This window comes from Brevibacterium iodinum ATCC 49514, from assembly GCF_900169265.1.
Taxonomy (GTDB): domain Bacteria; phylum Actinomycetota; class Actinomycetes; order Actinomycetales; family Brevibacteriaceae; genus Brevibacterium; species Brevibacterium iodinum.
In genome coordinates this window covers 62,574-79,400 of sequence record NZ_FXYX01000008.1, presented here as the reverse complement: position 1 = coordinate 79,400, position 16,827 = coordinate 62,574, and the positions used below count along the sequence as shown (strand labels likewise).

General features: G+C 66.4%; 16 protein-coding genes. 3 read left to right on the top strand and 13 right to left on the bottom strand.

Features of this window, described 5'->3' with window-relative positions; translation table 11 throughout:
* Positions 1-31: 31 nt before the first annotated feature.
* From BI49514_RS07845 to BI49514_RS07800, 10 genes are all read right to left on the bottom strand, one after another.
* Positions 32-922 carry a Rossmann-like and DUF2520 domain-containing protein gene (locus BI49514_RS07845; RefSeq protein ID WP_101545821.1) on the bottom strand — a complete coding sequence of 297 codons (891 nt, stop codon included), beginning with the start codon at positions 920-922 and terminating at the stop codon, positions 32-34.
* On the bottom strand, positions 919-2,763 hold the full coding sequence (locus BI49514_RS07840; protein WP_101545818.1) for a PH domain-containing protein: 1,845 nt from the start codon (positions 2,761-2,763) through the stop codon (positions 919-921). Before BI49514_RS07840 ends, BI49514_RS07845 begins: the two co-directional genes overlap by 4 nt.
* Before the next feature lie 2 nt (positions 2,764-2,765).
* Positions 2,766-3,266 carry a PH domain-containing protein gene (locus BI49514_RS07835; protein WP_101545815.1) on the bottom strand — a complete coding sequence of 167 codons (501 nt, stop codon included), beginning with the start codon at positions 3,264-3,266 and terminating at the stop codon, positions 2,766-2,768.
* Positions 3,263-3,724, bottom strand: coding sequence for a DUF3180 domain-containing protein (locus BI49514_RS07830; protein ID WP_101545812.1), 462 nt, complete (start codon positions 3,722-3,724; stop codon positions 3,263-3,265). The genes BI49514_RS07835 and BI49514_RS07830 overlap by 4 nt, the downstream gene beginning before the upstream one ends.
* A gap of 28 nt (positions 3,725-3,752) precedes the next feature.
* Positions 3,753-4,709, bottom strand: coding sequence for a 2-amino-4-hydroxy-6-hydroxymethyldihydropteridine diphosphokinase (folK, locus tag BI49514_RS07825; protein WP_101545809.1), 957 nt, complete (start codon positions 4,707-4,709; stop codon positions 3,753-3,755).
* Entirely contained in the window at positions 4,706-5,587 is an 882-nt protein-coding gene (gene folP / locus BI49514_RS07820; protein ID WP_208634970.1) for a dihydropteroate synthase, read from the bottom strand. Before folP ends, folK begins: the two co-directional genes overlap by 4 nt.
* 23 nt (positions 5,588-5,610) lie before the next feature.
* Positions 5,611-6,234: a GTP cyclohydrolase I FolE gene (folE, locus tag BI49514_RS07815; RefSeq protein WP_101545806.1), complete on the bottom strand. Its 624-nt coding sequence runs from the start codon at positions 6,232-6,234 to the stop codon at positions 5,611-5,613.
* Positions 6,234-8,432, bottom strand: coding sequence for an ATP-dependent zinc metalloprotease FtsH (gene ftsH / locus BI49514_RS07810; protein WP_101545803.1), 2,199 nt, complete (start codon positions 8,430-8,432; stop codon positions 6,234-6,236). Before ftsH ends, folE begins: the two co-directional genes overlap by 1 nt.
* Positions 8,433-8,611: 179 nt before the next feature.
* Positions 8,612-9,163, bottom strand: a complete 552-nt coding sequence (hpt, locus tag BI49514_RS07805) for a hypoxanthine phosphoribosyltransferase (RefSeq protein WP_101545800.1) — start codon at positions 9,161-9,163, stop codon at positions 8,612-8,614.
* A 47-nt stretch (positions 9,164-9,210) separates the two neighbouring features.
* A complete protein-coding gene (locus BI49514_RS07800) occupies positions 9,211-10,482 on the bottom strand; it encodes an MFS transporter (protein ID WP_101545798.1) in 1,272 nt (423 codons plus the stop codon).
* Positions 10,483-10,598: 116 nt separating this feature from the next.
* Between BI49514_RS07800 and BI49514_RS07795 the strand changes: the two genes are divergently transcribed.
* Positions 10,599-11,873, top strand: coding sequence for an amidohydrolase family protein (locus tag BI49514_RS07795; RefSeq protein WP_101545796.1), 1,275 nt, complete (start codon positions 10,599-10,601; stop codon positions 11,871-11,873).
* A 3-nt stretch (positions 11,874-11,876) separates the two neighbouring features.
* On the opposite strand, the gene tilS is transcribed toward BI49514_RS07795, so the two are convergent.
* From tilS to dacB, 3 genes are read right to left on the bottom strand one after another with little or no spacing between them, the layout of a single operon-like run.
* Positions 11,877-12,899, bottom strand: a complete 1,023-nt coding sequence (tilS, locus tag BI49514_RS07790) for a tRNA lysidine(34) synthetase TilS (protein WP_244195029.1) — start codon at positions 12,897-12,899, stop codon at positions 11,877-11,879.
* The gene (locus BI49514_RS07785) at positions 12,886-13,902 is read right to left on the bottom strand and encodes a zinc-dependent metalloprotease (protein ID WP_101545792.1); all 1,017 of its coding nucleotides are present in this window, start codon (positions 13,900-13,902) and stop codon (positions 12,886-12,888) included. The genes tilS and BI49514_RS07785 overlap by 14 nt, the downstream gene beginning before the upstream one ends.
* Positions 13,899-15,392, bottom strand: coding sequence for a D-alanyl-D-alanine carboxypeptidase/D-alanyl-D-alanine endopeptidase (gene dacB, locus BI49514_RS07780; RefSeq protein ID WP_244195028.1), 1,494 nt, complete (start codon positions 15,390-15,392; stop codon positions 13,899-13,901). Before dacB ends, BI49514_RS07785 begins: the two co-directional genes overlap by 4 nt.
* 108 nt (positions 15,393-15,500) lie before the next feature.
* Between dacB and BI49514_RS07775 the strand changes: the two genes are divergently transcribed.
* Together BI49514_RS07775 and BI49514_RS07770 are read left to right on the top strand one after the other, a co-directional pair.
* Entirely contained in the window at positions 15,501-15,989 is a 489-nt protein-coding gene (locus tag BI49514_RS07775; RefSeq protein WP_101545791.1) for an inorganic diphosphatase, read from the top strand.
* 169 nt (positions 15,990-16,158) lie between these two features.
* Complete coding sequence (locus tag BI49514_RS07770) at positions 16,159-16,800, top strand: VOC family protein (RefSeq protein ID WP_101545790.1); 642 nt, start codon at positions 16,159-16,161, stop codon at positions 16,798-16,800.
* Positions 16,801-16,827 lie beyond the last annotated feature (27 nt).

Here is a 16,827-nt window from a genome sequence, read left to right as displayed (position 1 = left end):
CGTGGACGGGCCGTACGGGGGAATTCGGCGGTCAGTCCAGAGCGCTCAGAATCTGCTGTGCCTGGGCTTCTGTGATGCGTCCCATCGCCAGCGCTTTCGCGGCCGTCGATCGGGCGAGTGCGATGTAGCTGTTGCGCACGGCCGGGTTCGATCGGCTGAGGCTGAACTCGCTCAGTGCCGCCAGGTGCGCTTCGATGGTTCCGACGTCACCGCGGCTGATCGGTCCGGTCAGTGCCTTCGGTCCGTTCTGCATGGTGTTGGCGACGCTGGCGTCGACGAGGGTGTGGAGGACGGCCGACGGATCGGCGACCCCTGCCTCGGTGAGCAGCTCCATGGCCTCGGCGAGAATCGTGATCGAATGGTTCGACGCATGGGTGATGGCCGCGTGGTAGAGGGGACGGTCCGCCTCGGCGATGTCGATCGGTTCGGCACCGAGTTCGACGACGAGCGCCTCGCCCACCGGACGGATCGGCGCGGGCGCGGTGACCGCGATCGTCGCCTGCCGCAGACGACTGAGATCGACCTCGGTGCCGGTGAAGGTCAGGGATGGGTGCAGAGCGATGGGCAGAGCGCCGAGGCGGGTCCCGGCCTCGAGGACGTCCGTTCCGTACCGGCCGGAGCAGTGTATGAGGATCTGCCCGGCATGGATGCGGCCGAGGTCGGCCAGGCCCGTGACCAAGGGAGCGATCTCGTCATCGGGGACGGCGACGAGCACGAGTTCGGCGCGTTCGGCGATCGCATCGGGGTCGAGGACCGGTACTCCGGGCAGCATGTCTTCGGCGCGTTCGAGGCTGGCCGTCGAGGTGGCGCTGACTCCGATGATCGCGTGACCGGCCTGCCGCCAGGCCGCTCCGATGCTGGCTCCGACTCGGCCGCAGCCGATGATTCCGATGCCCAGCCGTGGTGCGTCGTCCTGGTTCATCCGTTGTCTTCCTCGTGGGTCTCGATGGGGCCGGTGTGTGCCGACTTCGCGGCGGCGTCGAAGCGTTGGCGGGCGATCCGAGTACGTTCGGCATGTTCGGTGAAGAAGCGTTTGGCAGCTTCGGCGTCCTGATGCTTCACGAGTGGGGTGATAGGTCCGGCGGTCGAGTGCACGGCCACGCTGCCCAGTCTGAGCGCTCTCGTCAGCGGCCCTTGGTAGTAGCGCAGGGACTGGACCCTGACATGGGGCACGAAGTCGACCCGGCGATCGAGGACTCCCAGGCGCAGCACGAGCAGAGATTCGGTGAGGGCATAGGCCCGTCGTTTCCAGACGAGGGGGTCGAGGATCCGTGAGGACCGCGGCTGCGCGTGGAACAGCTCCTCCGCTGCCGCAGCGTCCGGGTGTGTGGATTTCCTGTCGTACATGGCCGACCGGACGAGGCCGTCGGCCGAGATGCCCGCGGGCAGCTGCGGGTCGGGCAGGGCGAGACCCACCATGAGCAGTGCCTGGTCGATATCGCCGACAGGCAGGAGCAGATTCTCGTCGTTCTTTCCTCCATCGCTGGCGATGTTGTATTCGGCTCTCCACCAGCCGGCCCAGCGCCACAGCAGCGGCTGGTGAAGGCAGACGGCCTGGAGCCGATCGAGCGGGATGACTTTGCGGGACGTGGAGAAGAGTCCATGGCTGACGGCCAGCCCGTCTTCGCCGATGCGGACGACGAAGTTGGCATTGTCGAGGTTCTTCTTGAACCCGGCGAACGCGGCGAAGATGCCGGGCAGTCCACCGATGAGGATCGGGAGGAAGGCCTCCTCGACTCCGACGAGGAGGAACACGACGGCAATGACGACGAGGACGATGATCACTCCGACGGAGATCAAGGTTCCCGTGCTGAGCAGGGAGGACACGATGACCCGGTGGGCGGGCACACGGATGATCTCGCCCTCTTCACCGACGTCGGTCGAGAGGTTGTACGGAGCCAGCAGGTCGTTGAGGCTGCGTTCCGCTTCGTGGGAGACATCGTCGGCCAGGACGCCCAGGCGCTTGCTCAGTCGCACGCCGATGCTGTCGGCGCTGCGTTCGGGCACTGAGCGGTCGATGCCCGGCTGTTCTCCATCCGGACCTGGGCCCGGGCTGCGGTGGTCTCCGGCCCCGAAGCGTGCTGCTCCGGCTCCTGCGCCGCTGCCTGCCCCTGTATCGGCCTCGGTCCCACCGTGGTCGGCTGCGGCTCCGGGCACTGCATCGGCGGACGTCGCAGACGTCGCAGATGCGTTCTTCTTCGCTTTCACCGCGGCGAGAAGTTCATCGCGCAGCTCTTCGGCACGTTTCTTCGACAGGTACTTCAGGGAGATGTTCGAGTCGGTGCCGCCGGCGACGTCGAAGACGAGTTCGGCCATGCCGAGCATGCGGGGCAGCAGCTTCTGCTGCAGATCGATCGACTGGACGCGGTCCAGACGGGCCTTGCGCAGCTTCTTCGACAGCAGTCCCCGACGGTAGTAGATCGCTTCGGCGTCGACCCGATACCCCATGACTCGCCACGCCAGCCAGCTGAAGAAGGCGGTGAGGACCAGGATCAGAATGATTCCGCCGACGACGGCGAGGATCACCAGCGGGTGGGCGCCCAGCCATTCGGCGAAGGTGAGGTTGACTGACCGGCCGGAGGCGAGGTCTTCGACGGCGCTCTGGAAGAAGTTCTGCAGACCGTAGGCCGCGGCGATGAAGATACCGACGAGGACACCGAGGCTCTCGAGGATCGGCGTCAGCGGATGGACGCGGTGCCAGACCTCCGGTGCGGCCGCCTCGCTGCCGGGGTTCGGGGTTCCGGGTGAAGATCCGTCGCTCATGGTCACAGCCCGGCGAGATTGGCCTGGCCGAGTCCGGAGAGGCTGTCGCGCAGGCGATCGGCTTCGGCGCGGGGCAGTCCGGGGATCGTCGCGTCGGTGGCTGCCGACGCGGTGTGCAGTTTGACGGTGGCCAGACCGAACATGCGGTCGATGGGGCCGGCGTCGACGTCGACGAACTGGAGCCGGCCGTAGGGCACGACGGTGGCGCGGTGGAACATGATGCCGCGGCGGACGAGCAGGTCGTCCTCCCGTTCGGCGTATCCGATGGCGCGGGCCTGACGGAGGATGATGATCGTCGAGATGATGCCGTAGGCGAGGACGGCAATCCAGATGAGGTGCAGCCAGGGCACCTCGGAGTTGAAGATGATGGCGAAGACCATGCCGGCGATGAGCAGCGGGACGAGCAGAGTCATCGAGGCGAGGACCTCTTTCAGCCCGTACTTCGGGCTCACCCGGTTGAAGGGCACATCGGCTCCGATGGAGAAGGAGAGGTCGCGGTTCATGCTGTTTCAGCTCCCGGCGGGTCTTGGGGTGGGATCTCGCAGAATCCCTCGACGATCATACCGACGATCATGAGCACTGCGGCAGAGATCATTGCGACAAGCATACCTGCGGCCAGATCATTGCGGATCCCGGGCGCCGACAGGAAGTAGTACCCTGCGTTGCCGAGATACCAGCCGGAGAGTCCGGCGCCGGTCAGGGCGCTGGCCTTGGCCATGATCGCCACTCTCGCCGCTTGGATCGGGTCGATCTCCTTCGTCCGGTCCCCGTCGTTCCATTTCTTGATGGGCCAGCCGAGCAGGAACAGGATGGCTGAGAGGACGAGCATGCCGATGACGGCGAACCACGGCAGTCCCGGCAGTGAGAACCCCTGGCTTTCGAGCACCACGTCGACCACGATCGCGAGAACCGTGCCGATCACGGCCCAGACGGCGAGGGTGGACGAGGAGGTTCTCTGCATGGTTCCCAGTCTCTCAGATCGCGGGCGGTTATCCAGAGGTGATCCGGGCGATGTCCTGGTCGTCGAGTTCGGCCAGGACCGCGCTGATGGGGCGGCGCCCCTGTGGGGTGTCGATGAGTGTCTCTCCGACGAGTTCCGCCCAGGGAGCGAGGACGAAGGCGCGTTCGTGAGCGCGTGGGTGCGGCAGCGTCAGTCGCGGGCCCCGGCGGTACTGCTCGGCGCCCTCGTCTCCGAAGCGGATGAGGTCGATGTCGAGGGTGCGCGGCCCCCACCGGAGTTCGCGTGTCCGCCCGCAGGCGACTTCGATGCCCTGTGCCACCGAGAGCAGTTCGAGAGCCGACAGCGTGGTCGTCACGAGCACTCCGAGGTTGAGGAAGTCGGCTTGTTCGACTCCGCCCCAGGGCGCGGTGCGGAAGAGTGAGGACCGGGAAGTGACGGTGATGTCCGGATGCCGGTCGAGGGCGGCCACCGCCTGGTCGAGTGTGTCCGCGGCATCGCCGAGGTTCGCCCCGAGGTTGAGATACGCTTCGGTCTCTCCCTCGGCCGTGCCACCCGAAGCGGGCGCGGCGTCCGCAGCCGTTGCAGGCTCCCCCACCGAGGAGGCGGCAGAGCCAACACGTCTGCGTTCGACGCGGATGCGCACATCGTCGAAGGTCCGTTGGATCGGTGCCGAGGGTTTGTGGACGACGACCTCGACGTGTTCGCACAGGCTCAGGCAGTGGTCGGCGATGCGTTCGGCCAGCGTTTCGATGAGGTCGAAGGTGTTGTTCTCGACGATTCCGGCGACGTCTTCGGCGAGTTCGCCGTAGTGGATCGTCTCGGCGAGGTCGTCGGTGGCCGCGGCACGTGCGACGGAGGTGTGGAGGGTGACGTCGATGACGAAGTCCTGGCCGTCTCGTTTCTCGAAGTCGAAGACGCCATGGTTTCCGCGCACCGTCAGTCCGCGCAGTTCGATGCGGTCGGGGGCCGCCTCTGCGCCGGTCATCGCCCGGCTCCCTCAGTCCCGGAGTCCGCTGACGGGTGTGCCGCTGCTGCGGAGTGTTCCCTGACCGCGGCGATGACCTTGCAGGCGACCGCCGAGGTGGCCGGATCGTGGACCCGGACCGCCCAGGCGCCGGCCTGCGCGGAGATCGCGGAGATCGTGGCCGTGGCCTGATCCTTCGCCGCCTGTTCGGCCTGTTTCGGGTCGTCGGGGCTGAGCAGGGAGGCGATGAAGCGCTTCCGGCTGGCCGCGACGAGGAGTCGGTGGTCGAGGGCGGCGAATTCGTCGAGCGCGGAGAGCAGCTGCCAGTTGTGTTCGGCGTTCTTCGAGAACCCGAGTCCGGGGTCGACGATGATATTCGCAGGTTCGACGCCGACCGCGATGGCTTCGTCGATGCGGGTGCGCAGCTCGGAGATCACCTCGGCGACGACATCGTCGTAGTGGAACGTCGCGGAAGCATGATCGAGGTAGCCGCGCCAGTGCATGAGCACGATGGGAGCTCCGGACTCGGCGGCGACGCTGAGCATGGTGGGGTCCGACTGTCCGGCAGATACGTCGTTGATGATATGAGCTCCGGCTGCCAGGGATTCTGCGGCGACGCGGGCACGCATCGTGTCGACGCTGATGACAGCTCCGGCTGCGGCGAGCTCACGGACGACCGGGACGACTCGGCGCAGCTCTTCGGCTTCGTCGACGCGGGCCGATCCCGGACGCGTCGATTCGCCGCCGACGTCGATGATGTCGGCGCCGGCGGCCATGAGTTCGAGTCCGTGGGCGACCGCCCGGTCATGGTCGAACCACAGCCCGCCGTCGGAGAAGGAGTCGGGGGTGACATTGAGGACGCCCATGATCTGCGTCGTCTTCGCGGCTGTTTCGTCCATCGCTGTGTGATCCGTGTTCTGCCTCAGCGACCGAGGATGAGACTCATCGCTTCTGCTCGGGAGGCGCTTTCGCGCAGCTGCCCGCGCACGGCCGAGGTGATGGTCGAGGCTCCGGGCTTGCGCACTCCGCGCATGGTCATGCACAGGTGTTCGGCTTCGACGACGACGATGACGCCCTGCGGTTCGAGATGATCGACGAGCGCGTCGGCGATCTGTGAGGTCAGGCGTTCCTGCACCTGGGGGCGCCGCGCATAGATCTCGACGAGGCGGGCCAGTTTCGACAGTCCCGTGATCTTGCCGTTCTTGCTCGGGATGTAGCCGATGTGGGCGACTCCGTGAAAGGGCACAAGGTGGTGTTCGCAGGTCGAGTAGAGGTCGATATCGCGGACGAGGACGAGTTCCTCGTGGCTGATGTCGAAGGTGACGCCGAGGACTTCGGCCGGGTCGCGGTGGAGTCCCGCGAAGATCTCCTCATAGGCCCGAGCCACTCGGCCGGGAGTCTCGACGAGACCTTCCCGGTCGGGGTCTTCGCCGACGGCGATGAGGATCTCACGCACGGCAGCGGCGATGCGCTCCTGGTCGACCTTGTTGTCCTGCCCTGCGGGGGCGGGGCCGAGACCGGCGGAGACCTCTTCGATATCGGCCATCAGTCGTTGTTCCCTCTGTCTTCGTTCGTGTCGTTCGTCGCCGGTCCCCCGGTTCCCGGACCGCTTGTGCCTGGTCCTCCGGTCGGTCCTCCGGTCGGTCCCCCGGTGGGGCCGCCCGTCGGGCCGGTCGGGCCGTTCGGGTTCTCGGGTCCCGGCGGGTTGTGCGGGACGTGGGGTCCGCTGACGCCCGTGGGTCCGGCTCCGGGGATGTCGGTGGTGTCCACCTCGGCGCCGGTCGATCCTTCACCGTGGCTGCGTTCGCTCTGCGGTGCGGGCGGAACGATGGGGCCGCGTTCGGACACGGGGCGATCGTCGTGGGCCAGCCACACTTCGCGGGTGGCGCGTTTGACGACGGGGGCGAAGATCTCCTCGAGGGCGGCCTGGTCCAGCGTTTCGCGTTCGAGCAGCTGGTAGGCGAGGTTGTCGAGCACATCGCGGTTGTGCGTCAGCGCCCAGTAGGCGTCGGCGTGCGCGGAGTCGATGAGACCGCGGACCTCGCGATCGATCGAGGACAGGGTCGAATCCCCGTATTCGTCGCCGCCGCCGTAACCGCGGCCGGCGAAGGGTTCGGACTGGTCGTCGCCGATCTTGACCATGCCCAGTTTCTCGCTCATTCCGTACTGGGTGACCATCTTCCGGGCGATGTTCGTCGCCTTCTCGATGTCGTTGCTGGCGCCGGTGGTCGGGTCGTGGAAGACGATCTCCTCGGCCACACGCCCGCCCATGGCGTAGGCGAGCTGGTCGAGCAGCTCGTTGCGGGTCGTCGAGTATTTGTCCTCGCTGGGCAGCACCATCGTGTAGCCGAGTGCGCGTCCGCGCGGGAGGATCGTCACCTTCGTCACCGGGTCGGTCTGGTTCATGGCCGCGGCGACCAGTGCGTGCCCGCCCTCGTGGTAGGCGGTGACGAGGCGTTCCTTGTCGTTCATCAGTCGCGTCCGCTTCTGCGGGCCGGCGATGACACGGTCGATGGCCTCATCCAGGATCCGGTTGTCGATGACCTTCGCATTCTCACGTGCGGTGAGCAGGGCCGCCTCGTTGAGGACATTGGCCAGGTCCGCACCGGAGAAGCCGGGGGTCCGCTTCGCCACCTGCCCGAGGTCGACCTCCTCGGCCAGCGGCTTGTCGGCGGCGTGGACCTCGAGGATGTGCTTGCGGCCCTTCATGTCAGGGGCTTCGACGGGGATCTGCCGGTCGAAGCGTCCGGGACGCAGCAGCGCCGGATCGAGGACGTCGGGACGGTTGGTCGCGGCGATGAGGATGACGTTCGTCTTGACGTCGAATCCGTCCATCTCGACGAGCAGCTGGTTGAGCGTCTGTTCGCGCTCGTCGTGTCCGCCGCCCATTCCGGCGCCGCGCTGGCGGCCGACGGCGTCGATCTCGTCGATGAAGATGATGCAGGGAGCGTTCGACTTCGCCTGTTCGAACAGGTCACGAACTCGGGAGGCACCGACGCCGACGTACATCTCGACGAAGTCGGAACCGGAGATCGAGTAGAACGGGACTCCGGCCTCACCGGCGACGGCTTTGGCCAGCAGGGTCTTGCCCGTACCGGGCTGTCCGTAGAGGAGCACGCCCTTGGGGATCTTCGCCCCCACTGCCTTGAACTTCTCCGGCTCGGCGAGGAACTCCTTGATCTCTTCGAGCTCTTCGAGGGCCTCGTCGACTCCGGCGACGTCCTTGAAGGTGACGTCCGGCTTCTCCTTGTTGACGAGCTTCGCCTTCGACTTGCCGAAGTTCATCATCTTCCCGCCCGACATCTGCGAGATGAGGAACCAGAAGACGACGAAGATGATGACGAACGGGATGAGCGTGCCCAGCAGCGACATCAGCCAGCTCTGCTTGGGCACCTCGTCGGTGAAGCCCTTGTCCGGGCCGGCGGAGTCGACGACCTTGACGACCTGCTCTCCGCGCTGTTCGACGTAGAAGAACTGGACCTTCTTGCCGAAGTCCTTGCCGTCGACCTTGTAGTCGTCCTTGAGAGTGAGGTCGACGCGCTGGTCCTTGTCGACGATCTTGGCCTGTTCGACCTTGTCGTCCTTGAGTAACTGCAGACCCTGTTCGGTGTCGATCTGGCTGAACCCGGACTGACTGAACAGCAGAGCACCGATCGATACGACGAGCAGCGCCAGGACGATCCAGACCAATGGGCCCTTCGTCGCCTTGTTCAGCAGGGGGCGACGTTTGTTCGACTCGGCCATAAGTCCTCTCAGGAAAAAGATGTGGGCAACCGTTTCAGGCTACCGAGGCTGCCTGGGAACATCCCCCACAGCCTAGTACTTCGCACCCCTATAGCCCGAATGCGGACCGGATCTGTTCCGTCACAGACCCCGGACTCGGCCCGGGTTCGCCGCGGGCGTAAAAAGCGGTGCCAGCGGACTCAGCTGTAGACGTGCTGGGCCAGGGTCGCCACGAACGGCACATTGCGGTACTTCTCCGCATAGTCGAGGCCGTAGCCGATGACAAATTCATTGGGCACGTCGAAGCCGACGTACTTGACGTCGATGTCGACCTTGACGGCTTCGGGTTTGCGCAGCATAGTGCAGATCTCGACTGTGGCAGCTCCGCGGCTGCGCAGGTTCTGGACCAGCCAGGACAGAGTGAGGCCGGAGTCGATGATGTCTTCGACGATGAGGACGTGCCGATCGGTGAGGTCGGTGTCGAGGTCCTTGAGGATCCGCACGACGCCGGAGGACTTGGTGCCCGAACCGTAGGAGGACACGGCCATCCAGTCCATCGTCACAGGCGAGTGCAGGGCCCGGGCGAGGTCGGCCATGACCATGACGGCGCCTTTGAGGACGCCGACGAGGAGGATGTCCTTGTCTTTGTAGTCTGCATCGATGGCGGCGGCCAGTTCAACGAGTCGTGCGGCTATCTGCTCTTCCGAGACGAGTACTTTTTCGATGTCATTGCCGAGATCGTTGATGTCCACGAGTGTCGATTCTCCTCAGATGCGGGTCCTGGAGATTCCATTATGGGTCACTTTGCCTCACCGGTGCCAGTGGGCCCGGATGTCTGTGCCAGTTCGTCGTCGACGGCCCCCGGACCGGCCGACAGCCAACCGGTGATCGCCATGAGCACGGAGATGATGACCATGAACCACAGCGGCACCTGCCAGCCGCCGCTGACCCCGAACAGTCCGCCCACGGCCAGGGGGCACAGTGCGGCGAGCACATAGCCCGAGGATTGGACGAACGCCGAAGTCGAGGCGGTGACGGAGACCTCGCGAGTGCGGGAGGTGATGAGCGCCAGCGCGGCGGGGAACGCGAATCCGCCGTATCCGAGCAGAGCCGCCCACAGCCAGGGGAGGCTGACCGGGCTGAGCAGCAGTCCCGTATAGCCGGCGACGGCGCCGGCCCCGAAGGAGACGAGGAAGGCGCGCGGGGCGATGCCCCGGACGATGATCTGCGGGGCGAGGAATCCGCCGGGCAGACCGCCGAAGGTGACGATCGTGAGCATGATCCCGGCGAGGAAGGGGTCGAGTCCGGCGTCGCGGTAGATCTGCGGCAGCCATCCGAATTGGAGATAGGCATTGGCCGATTGGAGGCCGAAGAACATGGCCATATACCGCGCCTTGGGCGAGGTGAATACCGCTCGCCGAGGCGGCGCCTCCTCCTGCTGCCCACCGGGCTCCGCGGCCTGTCCGGAGAGGACGGGCACGGACTTCAGCGACCCCAGCACCGCCCAGGTGATGAGCGCGGACAAGGGCAGGACCAGCCAGAAGCCGAGACCGAAGCGCCACCCGCCGACCTGTTCGGCCAGGGGCGCAGTCAGCAGCGAGGGCAGCATCGAACCGAGGCCGAGCGAGACCGTGAACGTCGTCGCGCCCAGGGTGGGCCGGTGCGGGAAGCGGGACTTGACGTAGACGGGCAGGATGACGTTGCCGATCGACATTCCGGCCAGGGCGAGGACCGTAAGCAGAGCGAAGGCCACCCATTCGGTGACGATGGCGCGCAGACCGATGCCTGCCACGATGAGGGCGGCGCTCAGGGCCAGAGCGGAGAACAGACCGAGGCGCTTGAGCAGGGGTACGGCGATGATGCCGCAGACGGCGAACACGAGTCCCGGCAGAGCCGTGAGCAGACCGGTCTGCCATTCGGCCAGGGAGAATCCGTCGCTGACTTCGGAGAGCACAGGCCCCAGGGATGAAGCGGCTGGGCGCAGCGAGGCGGCGATGAGGACGAGGCAGGCCAGGGCCAGAACGTCGAGGCCGCGGTTGCGTCGGAATCCCTGCACGGGCGAAGTCGTCATGGCCTCATCCTTTCAGACCGCTGCAGTCGTCGTGCGCGCGAGCCGCGGCCCCTTAGAGGCACGCAGACAGGCACAGCTTCCGATGGTATACCGTTTGACGGTCGTAGGCTGAGCACATGATCGTTGTGAAGAATGTGCGCCTGTTCCCACGCACCCCCGATGCTCCCGCCGTCGACGTCGAGATCACCGAAGGACGGTTCTCTCGCCTCTCCCCCGCCGAGGATGCCGCCCCCGATTCCGCGCCACCGGCGACCGGAACGACATCGACCGGGACCGAGGTCATCGACGGCGCGGGACGGATCCTGCTGCCTGGCCTCGGCGATGTCCACGCTCATCTGGATTCGAATCGGATGGGCCAGACGTTCCGTCCGCACACCGCCGACGGCACTCTGCACGGGTACATCATGAACGATCGCGAGAACTGGCGGCAGGGCGAGCGCAGCGTCGCCGATCAGGCCGCGTACGCAATTGCGAAGATCATCGCGTCCGGAGGCACGCGCATCCGCTCACACGCACAGGTCGATTCCGACTGTGGTCTCGAGCGCTTCCACGGGGTCAGGACCGCGCTCGAGGCTCAAGCCGATGTCCTCGACTTCCAGATCGTCGCCTTCCCGCAGGCCGGAATCATGCACGAGCAAGGCGTCGAAGAGCTGCTCGATGCGGCTCTGAGCGAGGGCGCGAACCTCGTCGGCGGACTCGATCCGCTGCTCTACGACCGGGATCCGGTCTCCCACCTCGAAGTCGTCTTCGGCCTGGCTGAGAAGCACGGCAAGGGCATCGACATCCACCTCCACGAGGCGGGCACCGCGGGACTCTTCACGCTCGAGGAGATCGCTGCGCGTACTCGAGCCGCGGGCATGACCGGGCAGGTCACGGTCTCCCATGCCTTCGCGCTCAACACGAACCCGGAACCCGAGGTCGCTCGGATCCTCGATGTCCTCGCCGAGGCGGGAGTGGCCCTGACGACGGTTGCCCCGGCCAAGGGTGCGCTGCCGCAGAGACTCATCCGTGAGCGCCGAATGGCTCTGGGACTCGGCGAGGACGGTCAGCGGGACTACTGGAGTCCCTATGGTGACGGCGATCTGCTGCGCCGGACCTGGCAGCTGGCGTTCACGAACGGGTTCCGTGCAGACGCAGATATCGAAGGCTGTCTCGACATCGCCTCACGCGGAGGAGCGCAGGTCATGGCCGGTGCTCGTCCCGACGGTTCGGCTCTGGTCGACGATTCCCGGTTCGGTCTGGCGGTGGGCGCTCCCGCCGACTTCGTGCTCGTCGACGCCGACACGGTCACCTCAGCGATCATGGACTGCCCACTGGACAGAGATGTGTTCAAGAGCGGTCGACTCATCGCCTCCGGCGGCGAATTGGCAGGCGGGCCGCGGCTGAACTGAGTCTCAGCGGGCCTTCGCGGCGGGCTGGAACACGGCCCGACCCCCGGAGACGACGACTTCCGCGTCCCCGGGCAGGGACAGTCGACCGCGCCTGCGGTCGCGGATGAGTGCGCAGAGTTCGGCGACCCGCACCGCTCCGAGGTTCTGTCCGGGCACGCCGAGTGAGATCACCCAGCCGCGCACGACTCGGCTGAGCACGGCATCGTCGAGTGCAGTGAAGACCTCCACCGGCACCGAGACAGCTCCGCGGATCGACTGCCCTGCCGCCTCGGCGTGGGCATCGATGAAATCGGCGTCGGCTCGGCAGAGGTCGGCGGTGCGGGCGAGGTTCGCGGTGATCGGTTGGCCGAGTTCGGTTTCGAGTCCGGCCAGCAGCCGCCGGGCCCGGACTCGGGTGAACGCGATGTCGGCGTTCATCGGATCGTTCCAGATCTCGATGCCCTGTGCCTGACAGGACGCTTCGGTCTGGTCTCGGTCGAGGCCGAGCAGGGGACGCATGAGGCGACCCGCCAGCGGGCTCATCCCGGCCAGGGAGCGGGTGCCCGATCCGCGCATGAGGCCCAGCAGAACGGTCTCTGCCTGGTCGCTGCGGGTATGGGCGGTGAGAATCCAGTCGGCTCCGGCCACGGCCCGAGCGGTTTCGAGGGCCGCATAGCGGGCGGTGCGCGCCGCGGCCTCGAGGCCTTCCTCGCTGGCATCGATGCTCACCCGCATCACCTCGGCGGGCATGCCCCAGGATTCGGCGGCGGCGGCGACCCGGTCGGCCACCTCGGCGGTGACGGTCTGCAGGCCGTGGTCGACGGTGACGGCACGGGCACGGATCTCACCGCGACGATGGAGAAATGCGGTCGCGTGGAGCAGCGCCATCGAATCCGCTCCCCCGGACACTGCGACGATGATGCCGGGGACAGACGTTCCTGCGACGGCGAGCGCTGCGCGCACGGCATTGCGGATGGCTGCGCTGGCCGGGTCAAGGGTCGGCCGCCTCGGCGACGATGCGCTGCGCGGCCCCTCAGCCGTGGACACGGTCGAGCCAGAGCTGCGGTTCGTGGATTTCGGCCGTGCGCGGCAGGTTCGCGGGTTCGGCATAGATGCGGGAGAAGCCCTTCTGTCCGACCTCGCGGCGGACGGCACGGACGAACTTCGCTCCGTCGCGATATTGGGCGAGTTTGAGGTCCATTCCGAGCAGATTCGTCAGGAACCCGCCTTGGGCGGCATCGCGGCGGGCCTCGAACTTGCGGCGCAGCCGGCGCACGCTCGGGATGACACCGGCGCCCACTTCGTCCATGACGACATCGGCGTGGCCTTCGAGCAGGGACAGGATCGCGGTGGCCTCGTCGAGTGCGGTGCGCATGTTCTCGTCACGGATGAGGTCGATGATGCTGGCCTCGCCCTTGGCGATGCGGCCGAGGGTGGCGAAGAGGTCGACGATCCCGCCGACTCCCGGCATCGTCAGTCGGGTCGACACGGCCCCGGAGAGCAGGGTGCGCATATGTTCGCGCAGCCACGGCGCGGTCGCGAACTGCACTTGGTGGGTGGCTTCGTGGAGGGCCACCCACATGCGGAAGTCACGCGGATCGACGTCCATGGCCGTCTCGGCGATGAGCACGGCGGGGGCGACGAACATCAGCCGTCCCGTCTCCACGGCGAAGGGGTCGAACTGGCCGAGCACGCGAGTCGACAGGAGTGAGAGCACCCCGGCGACCTCGACGGCGCCGGCCTTCGCGGTGGCGGGGCTGACCGGGGCGGGCAGGGCCGCTTCGTCGAGCATTCCATTGACGGACTGCGCGTTGGCTTTGACCCAGCTGACCTGGTCGAGGACGAGCACGGAACCGGCGGCGAGCCGTCCGCGCACATCATCGGCGTGCTCCGGCGGCAGCAGGAACGAGTCGAGCACGAGGTCCTGGGCGGTCAGCGCATTGTCCTTCATCCCCTCGACGAGTCCGTCGAGCACACCCGGTTCGGGGACCTTCGCCGCGGAGACGAGCTCACGGGCGGTGCGGGCGGCGAAGTTCTCGTCGATGATCATCGGCAGCCGCAGTTCGCGAGGGCTGTGACGATATCGTCCACGGTCTTTCTGGCTGCCAAGATCTTGTCCTTATCCACGTCGTCGATCTGGATGGAGAATACGAGGTAGCGGCCTTCCGCGTCGAGCACTCCCCCGGCCAGGGAGGTCACGGTCGACAGCGTTCCGGTCTTCGCGTGCACCACCCCTGAGGCGTTCCTCTCGTCGAGGAATCGGTCGTGCAGGGTGCCGGTCAGCCCGCCTACGGGGAAGTAGCCGACGAGCCCGGCCAGCGAGTCATCGGCGACGACCGAGGCCTGCAGGACGGTCGTGAGATCGTGCGGGGCTATCCGGTTGTCATAGGACAGCCCCGAGGTGTCGACGAGGTGGGTGCGCCCGAGATCGACGGATTCGCCGAGGGCCTCCAGGACCGCCTTGGGACCGTTCTCGAGGCTGCCGTCCTGCCCCTGAGCGATGGCGACCTCGTTGCCGAGCATCTCGGCGACGACGTTGTCGCTGTGCACGAGCGCGTATTCGACGATCTCGGAGACCGTCGCCGATTCCACCCGGGCGAGTTCCTTCGGGTTCTCGGACTCGGACGGCGCCTCCGATTCGGACCGGTCGGTCGCCTCCGTGACGCTGACCCCGGCCTTCTTCAGCTCTTTTTCGAAGATCGAGAACGCGTCCTTCGCCGGGTGTTCGCTCCGGCCCCGCCATTCGGCGTTCTTCGACCCGACGTAGGCGGTGTCGACCATGATCGGCTGGATCGGGGTGATCACGCCCTTGGCGATATCGGACCGGGACCAGCCGGAGTCGAAGTCCTCGCCGACGTAGCGGCTCGTGTCCAGGTTGAGGGCCACCTCGGTGACGTTCTGCTCTTCGAGTGCGGCCGCGGTGTCTTCGGCCAGGGTCCGCAGTCCCCCGTGTCCGTTGACCGAACCGGCATCGGAATTTCCCGCCGACAGGAGCACATCGCCGCCGCCGGTCAGCGTCAGGGTGTTCGTGTCCGCGTCGAAGTCCGTTGTCGTCGCCAGGCGCGTCTCCCCGCCGATCGCGGACAGGGAGGCGGCCGCGGTGAGCACCTTCGTCACGGAGGCGGGAGTGCGCGGCTTCGTCTCGTCCTTCGCGTAGAGGACGTCGTCGCTGATCCCGTCGCGAACCTCGAGGCCGAAGCCCTTGACCTTCGAATCCTTGAGCACGGCGTCGATCGTCTTCGGGATCTGCGTGGGCACAGGAGCAGAATCGTCGACCGCCGAGGCGGGGGCGGGCACCTGCTGGGCGTGGGCCTGCGGAGCGGGCACGGTCTGGACCTCGACCTGGGGTTCGGTGGTCAGCACGCTGGGCAGGCCGGGCACGAGGTCGTAGGCGTCGACGGCGGCATAGGTCCCGAGCACGAGGACGATGATCCCGGCGGTGATCGCACCGCCCTTCTTCCGCCTCGAGGTCGCCTCTCTGCGGTCGCGACGCGGGGAGCCGGAGCCCGACGGGTTCTGCGGCGCATCGGTGTCGTTCAAACGCAGACTCTCATTCCTCGACGACCGTGAGGCGGTCGCCGTCGGTGGGCGGTGATGGGGACTTGTACCATCTATTCTAGTGATGCACCCCTAACGTGAAGGAGCACTATGGAACTGCTGGCCACAATCGAGATCCCCCAGGGGTCCCGCAACAAGTACGAAGTCGATCATGAGACCGGTCGGGTCAAGCTCGATCGCTACCTCTACACCTCGATGCAGTACCCCGCCGATTACGGCTATATCGAGGACACGCTCGGAAACGACGGCGACCCTCTTGATGTGCTCGTGCTGCTGCCCGAGCCGCTGTTCCCCGGTGTGCTCATCGACATCCGTCCCATCGGCATGTTCCAGATGGAAGACGAGGCCGGCGGCGATGACAAGGTCCTCGCCGTGCCCGCCGGAGATCCTCGCTGGGACTCCTACACCGACATCTCGGATGTGGACAAGTTCATGCTCGACTCGATCGAACACTTCTTCTCCCGGTACAAGGACCTCGAGCCCGGCAAGTACGTCAAGGGTTCGAGCTGGGCCGGCCGCGAAGCCGCCGAGGCCGAGATCAACGCCTCGATCGAGCGTTTCAAGGCCGAGGGGCACTGAGTCCCTCCCCCTCACCGTGCTGAGAACTCAGCGCTGGTCTGCGACCGCCCGGATGATGACATCCGGGCGGTTTCGTTTTGGCCCCGACCGGTCCGCAGTGTGATGACCATCACGATTTCTTAGGTAAGCCTAAGGGGCAGTGTGAGCCAGGTTATGCGATTGTCGAGTCATGAAACTCGATCATGTGTCATACGCCAGTGAACCTGACGGCTATCGTGCGACCGCTGAGCGGATCGCGGAGAAGCTCGGAGTGGCTCCCTACGACGGCGGTGTGCATCCTCGATTCGGCACCAGAAACCTCATCTTCCCCCTAGCGAACGGCCATTACCTCGAAGTCGTGGAAGCCTTGGAGCATCCGGCCGCTCTCTCGACGCCCTTCGGTCAGGCGGTCCGGGCTCGTTCCGAGCTCGGCGGCGGCTGGATGGGCTGGTGCGTCTCGGTCGACGATCTCACCGCAGTCGAAACCCGCCTCGAGCGCAAGGCTGTCGATGGAAACCGCACGCCGGAGTCCGGTTTGGAACTTCGGTGGCTGCAGATCGGTGTCAAGGGGCTCATTGCCGATCCCCAGCTGCCATTCTTCATCAAGTGGTCCGCCGACTCCTCGCAGCACCCATCGACGTATAAGACGAATGAGGGCGTCGACATCGACACCCTGCAGATCGCCGGGGACCGCGATCGTCTGCGCGATTGGCTGGGCACTCAGGATGCCAAGCCGATCTCTGAGATCAACATCGACTGGTCCGCACCCCATGGCACGCCGGGCATTATGTCGGTGAGCTTCAACACGGAGAACGGCCCAGTCACCATCTGAGCACATCGGAGTCCGCACGCACTGCGG

What these genes read in the sequence shown, in the direction of transcription:
- BI49514_RS07845 (WP_101545821.1), bottom strand. Translation starts at nt 922, where the DNA reads ATGAACCAGGACGACGCACCACGGCTGGGCATCGGAATCATCGGCTGC.
- BI49514_RS07840 (WP_101545818.1), bottom strand. Translation starts at nt 2,763, where the DNA reads ATGAGCGACGGATCTTCACCCGGAACCCCGAACCCCGGCAGCGAGGCG.
- BI49514_RS07835 (WP_101545815.1), bottom strand. Translation starts at nt 3,266, where the DNA reads ATGAACCGCGACCTCTCCTTCTCCATCGGAGCCGATGTGCCCTTCAAC.
- BI49514_RS07830 (WP_101545812.1), bottom strand. Translation starts at nt 3,724, where the DNA reads ATGCAGAGAACCTCCTCGTCCACCCTCGCCGTCTGGGCCGTGATCGGC.
- folK (WP_101545809.1), bottom strand. Translation starts at nt 4,709, where the DNA reads ATGACCGGCGCAGAGGCGGCCCCCGACCGCATCGAACTGCGCGGACTG.
- folP (WP_208634970.1), bottom strand. Translation starts at nt 5,587, where the DNA reads ATGGACGAAACAGCCGCGAAGACGACGCAGATCATGGGCGTCCTCAAT.
- folE (WP_101545806.1), bottom strand. Translation starts at nt 6,234, where the DNA reads ATGGCCGATATCGAAGAGGTCTCCGCCGGTCTCGGCCCCGCCCCCGCA.
- ftsH (WP_101545803.1), bottom strand. Translation starts at nt 8,432, where the DNA reads ATGGCCGAGTCGAACAAACGTCGCCCCCTGCTGAACAAGGCGACGAAG.
- BI49514_RS07800 (WP_101545798.1), bottom strand. Translation starts at nt 10,482, where the DNA reads ATGACGACTTCGCCCGTGCAGGGATTCCGACGCAACCGCGGCCTCGAC.
- BI49514_RS07795 (WP_101545796.1), top strand. Translation starts at nt 10,599, where the DNA reads ATGATCGTTGTGAAGAATGTGCGCCTGTTCCCACGCACCCCCGATGCT.
- BI49514_RS07785 (WP_101545792.1), bottom strand. Translation starts at nt 13,902, where the DNA reads ATGATCATCGACGAGAACTTCGCCGCCCGCACCGCCCGTGAGCTCGTC.
- BI49514_RS07775 (WP_101545791.1), top strand. Translation starts at nt 15,501, where the DNA reads ATGGAACTGCTGGCCACAATCGAGATCCCCCAGGGGTCCCGCAACAAG.
- BI49514_RS07770 (WP_101545790.1), top strand. Translation starts at nt 16,159, where the DNA reads ATGAAACTCGATCATGTGTCATACGCCAGTGAACCTGACGGCTATCGT.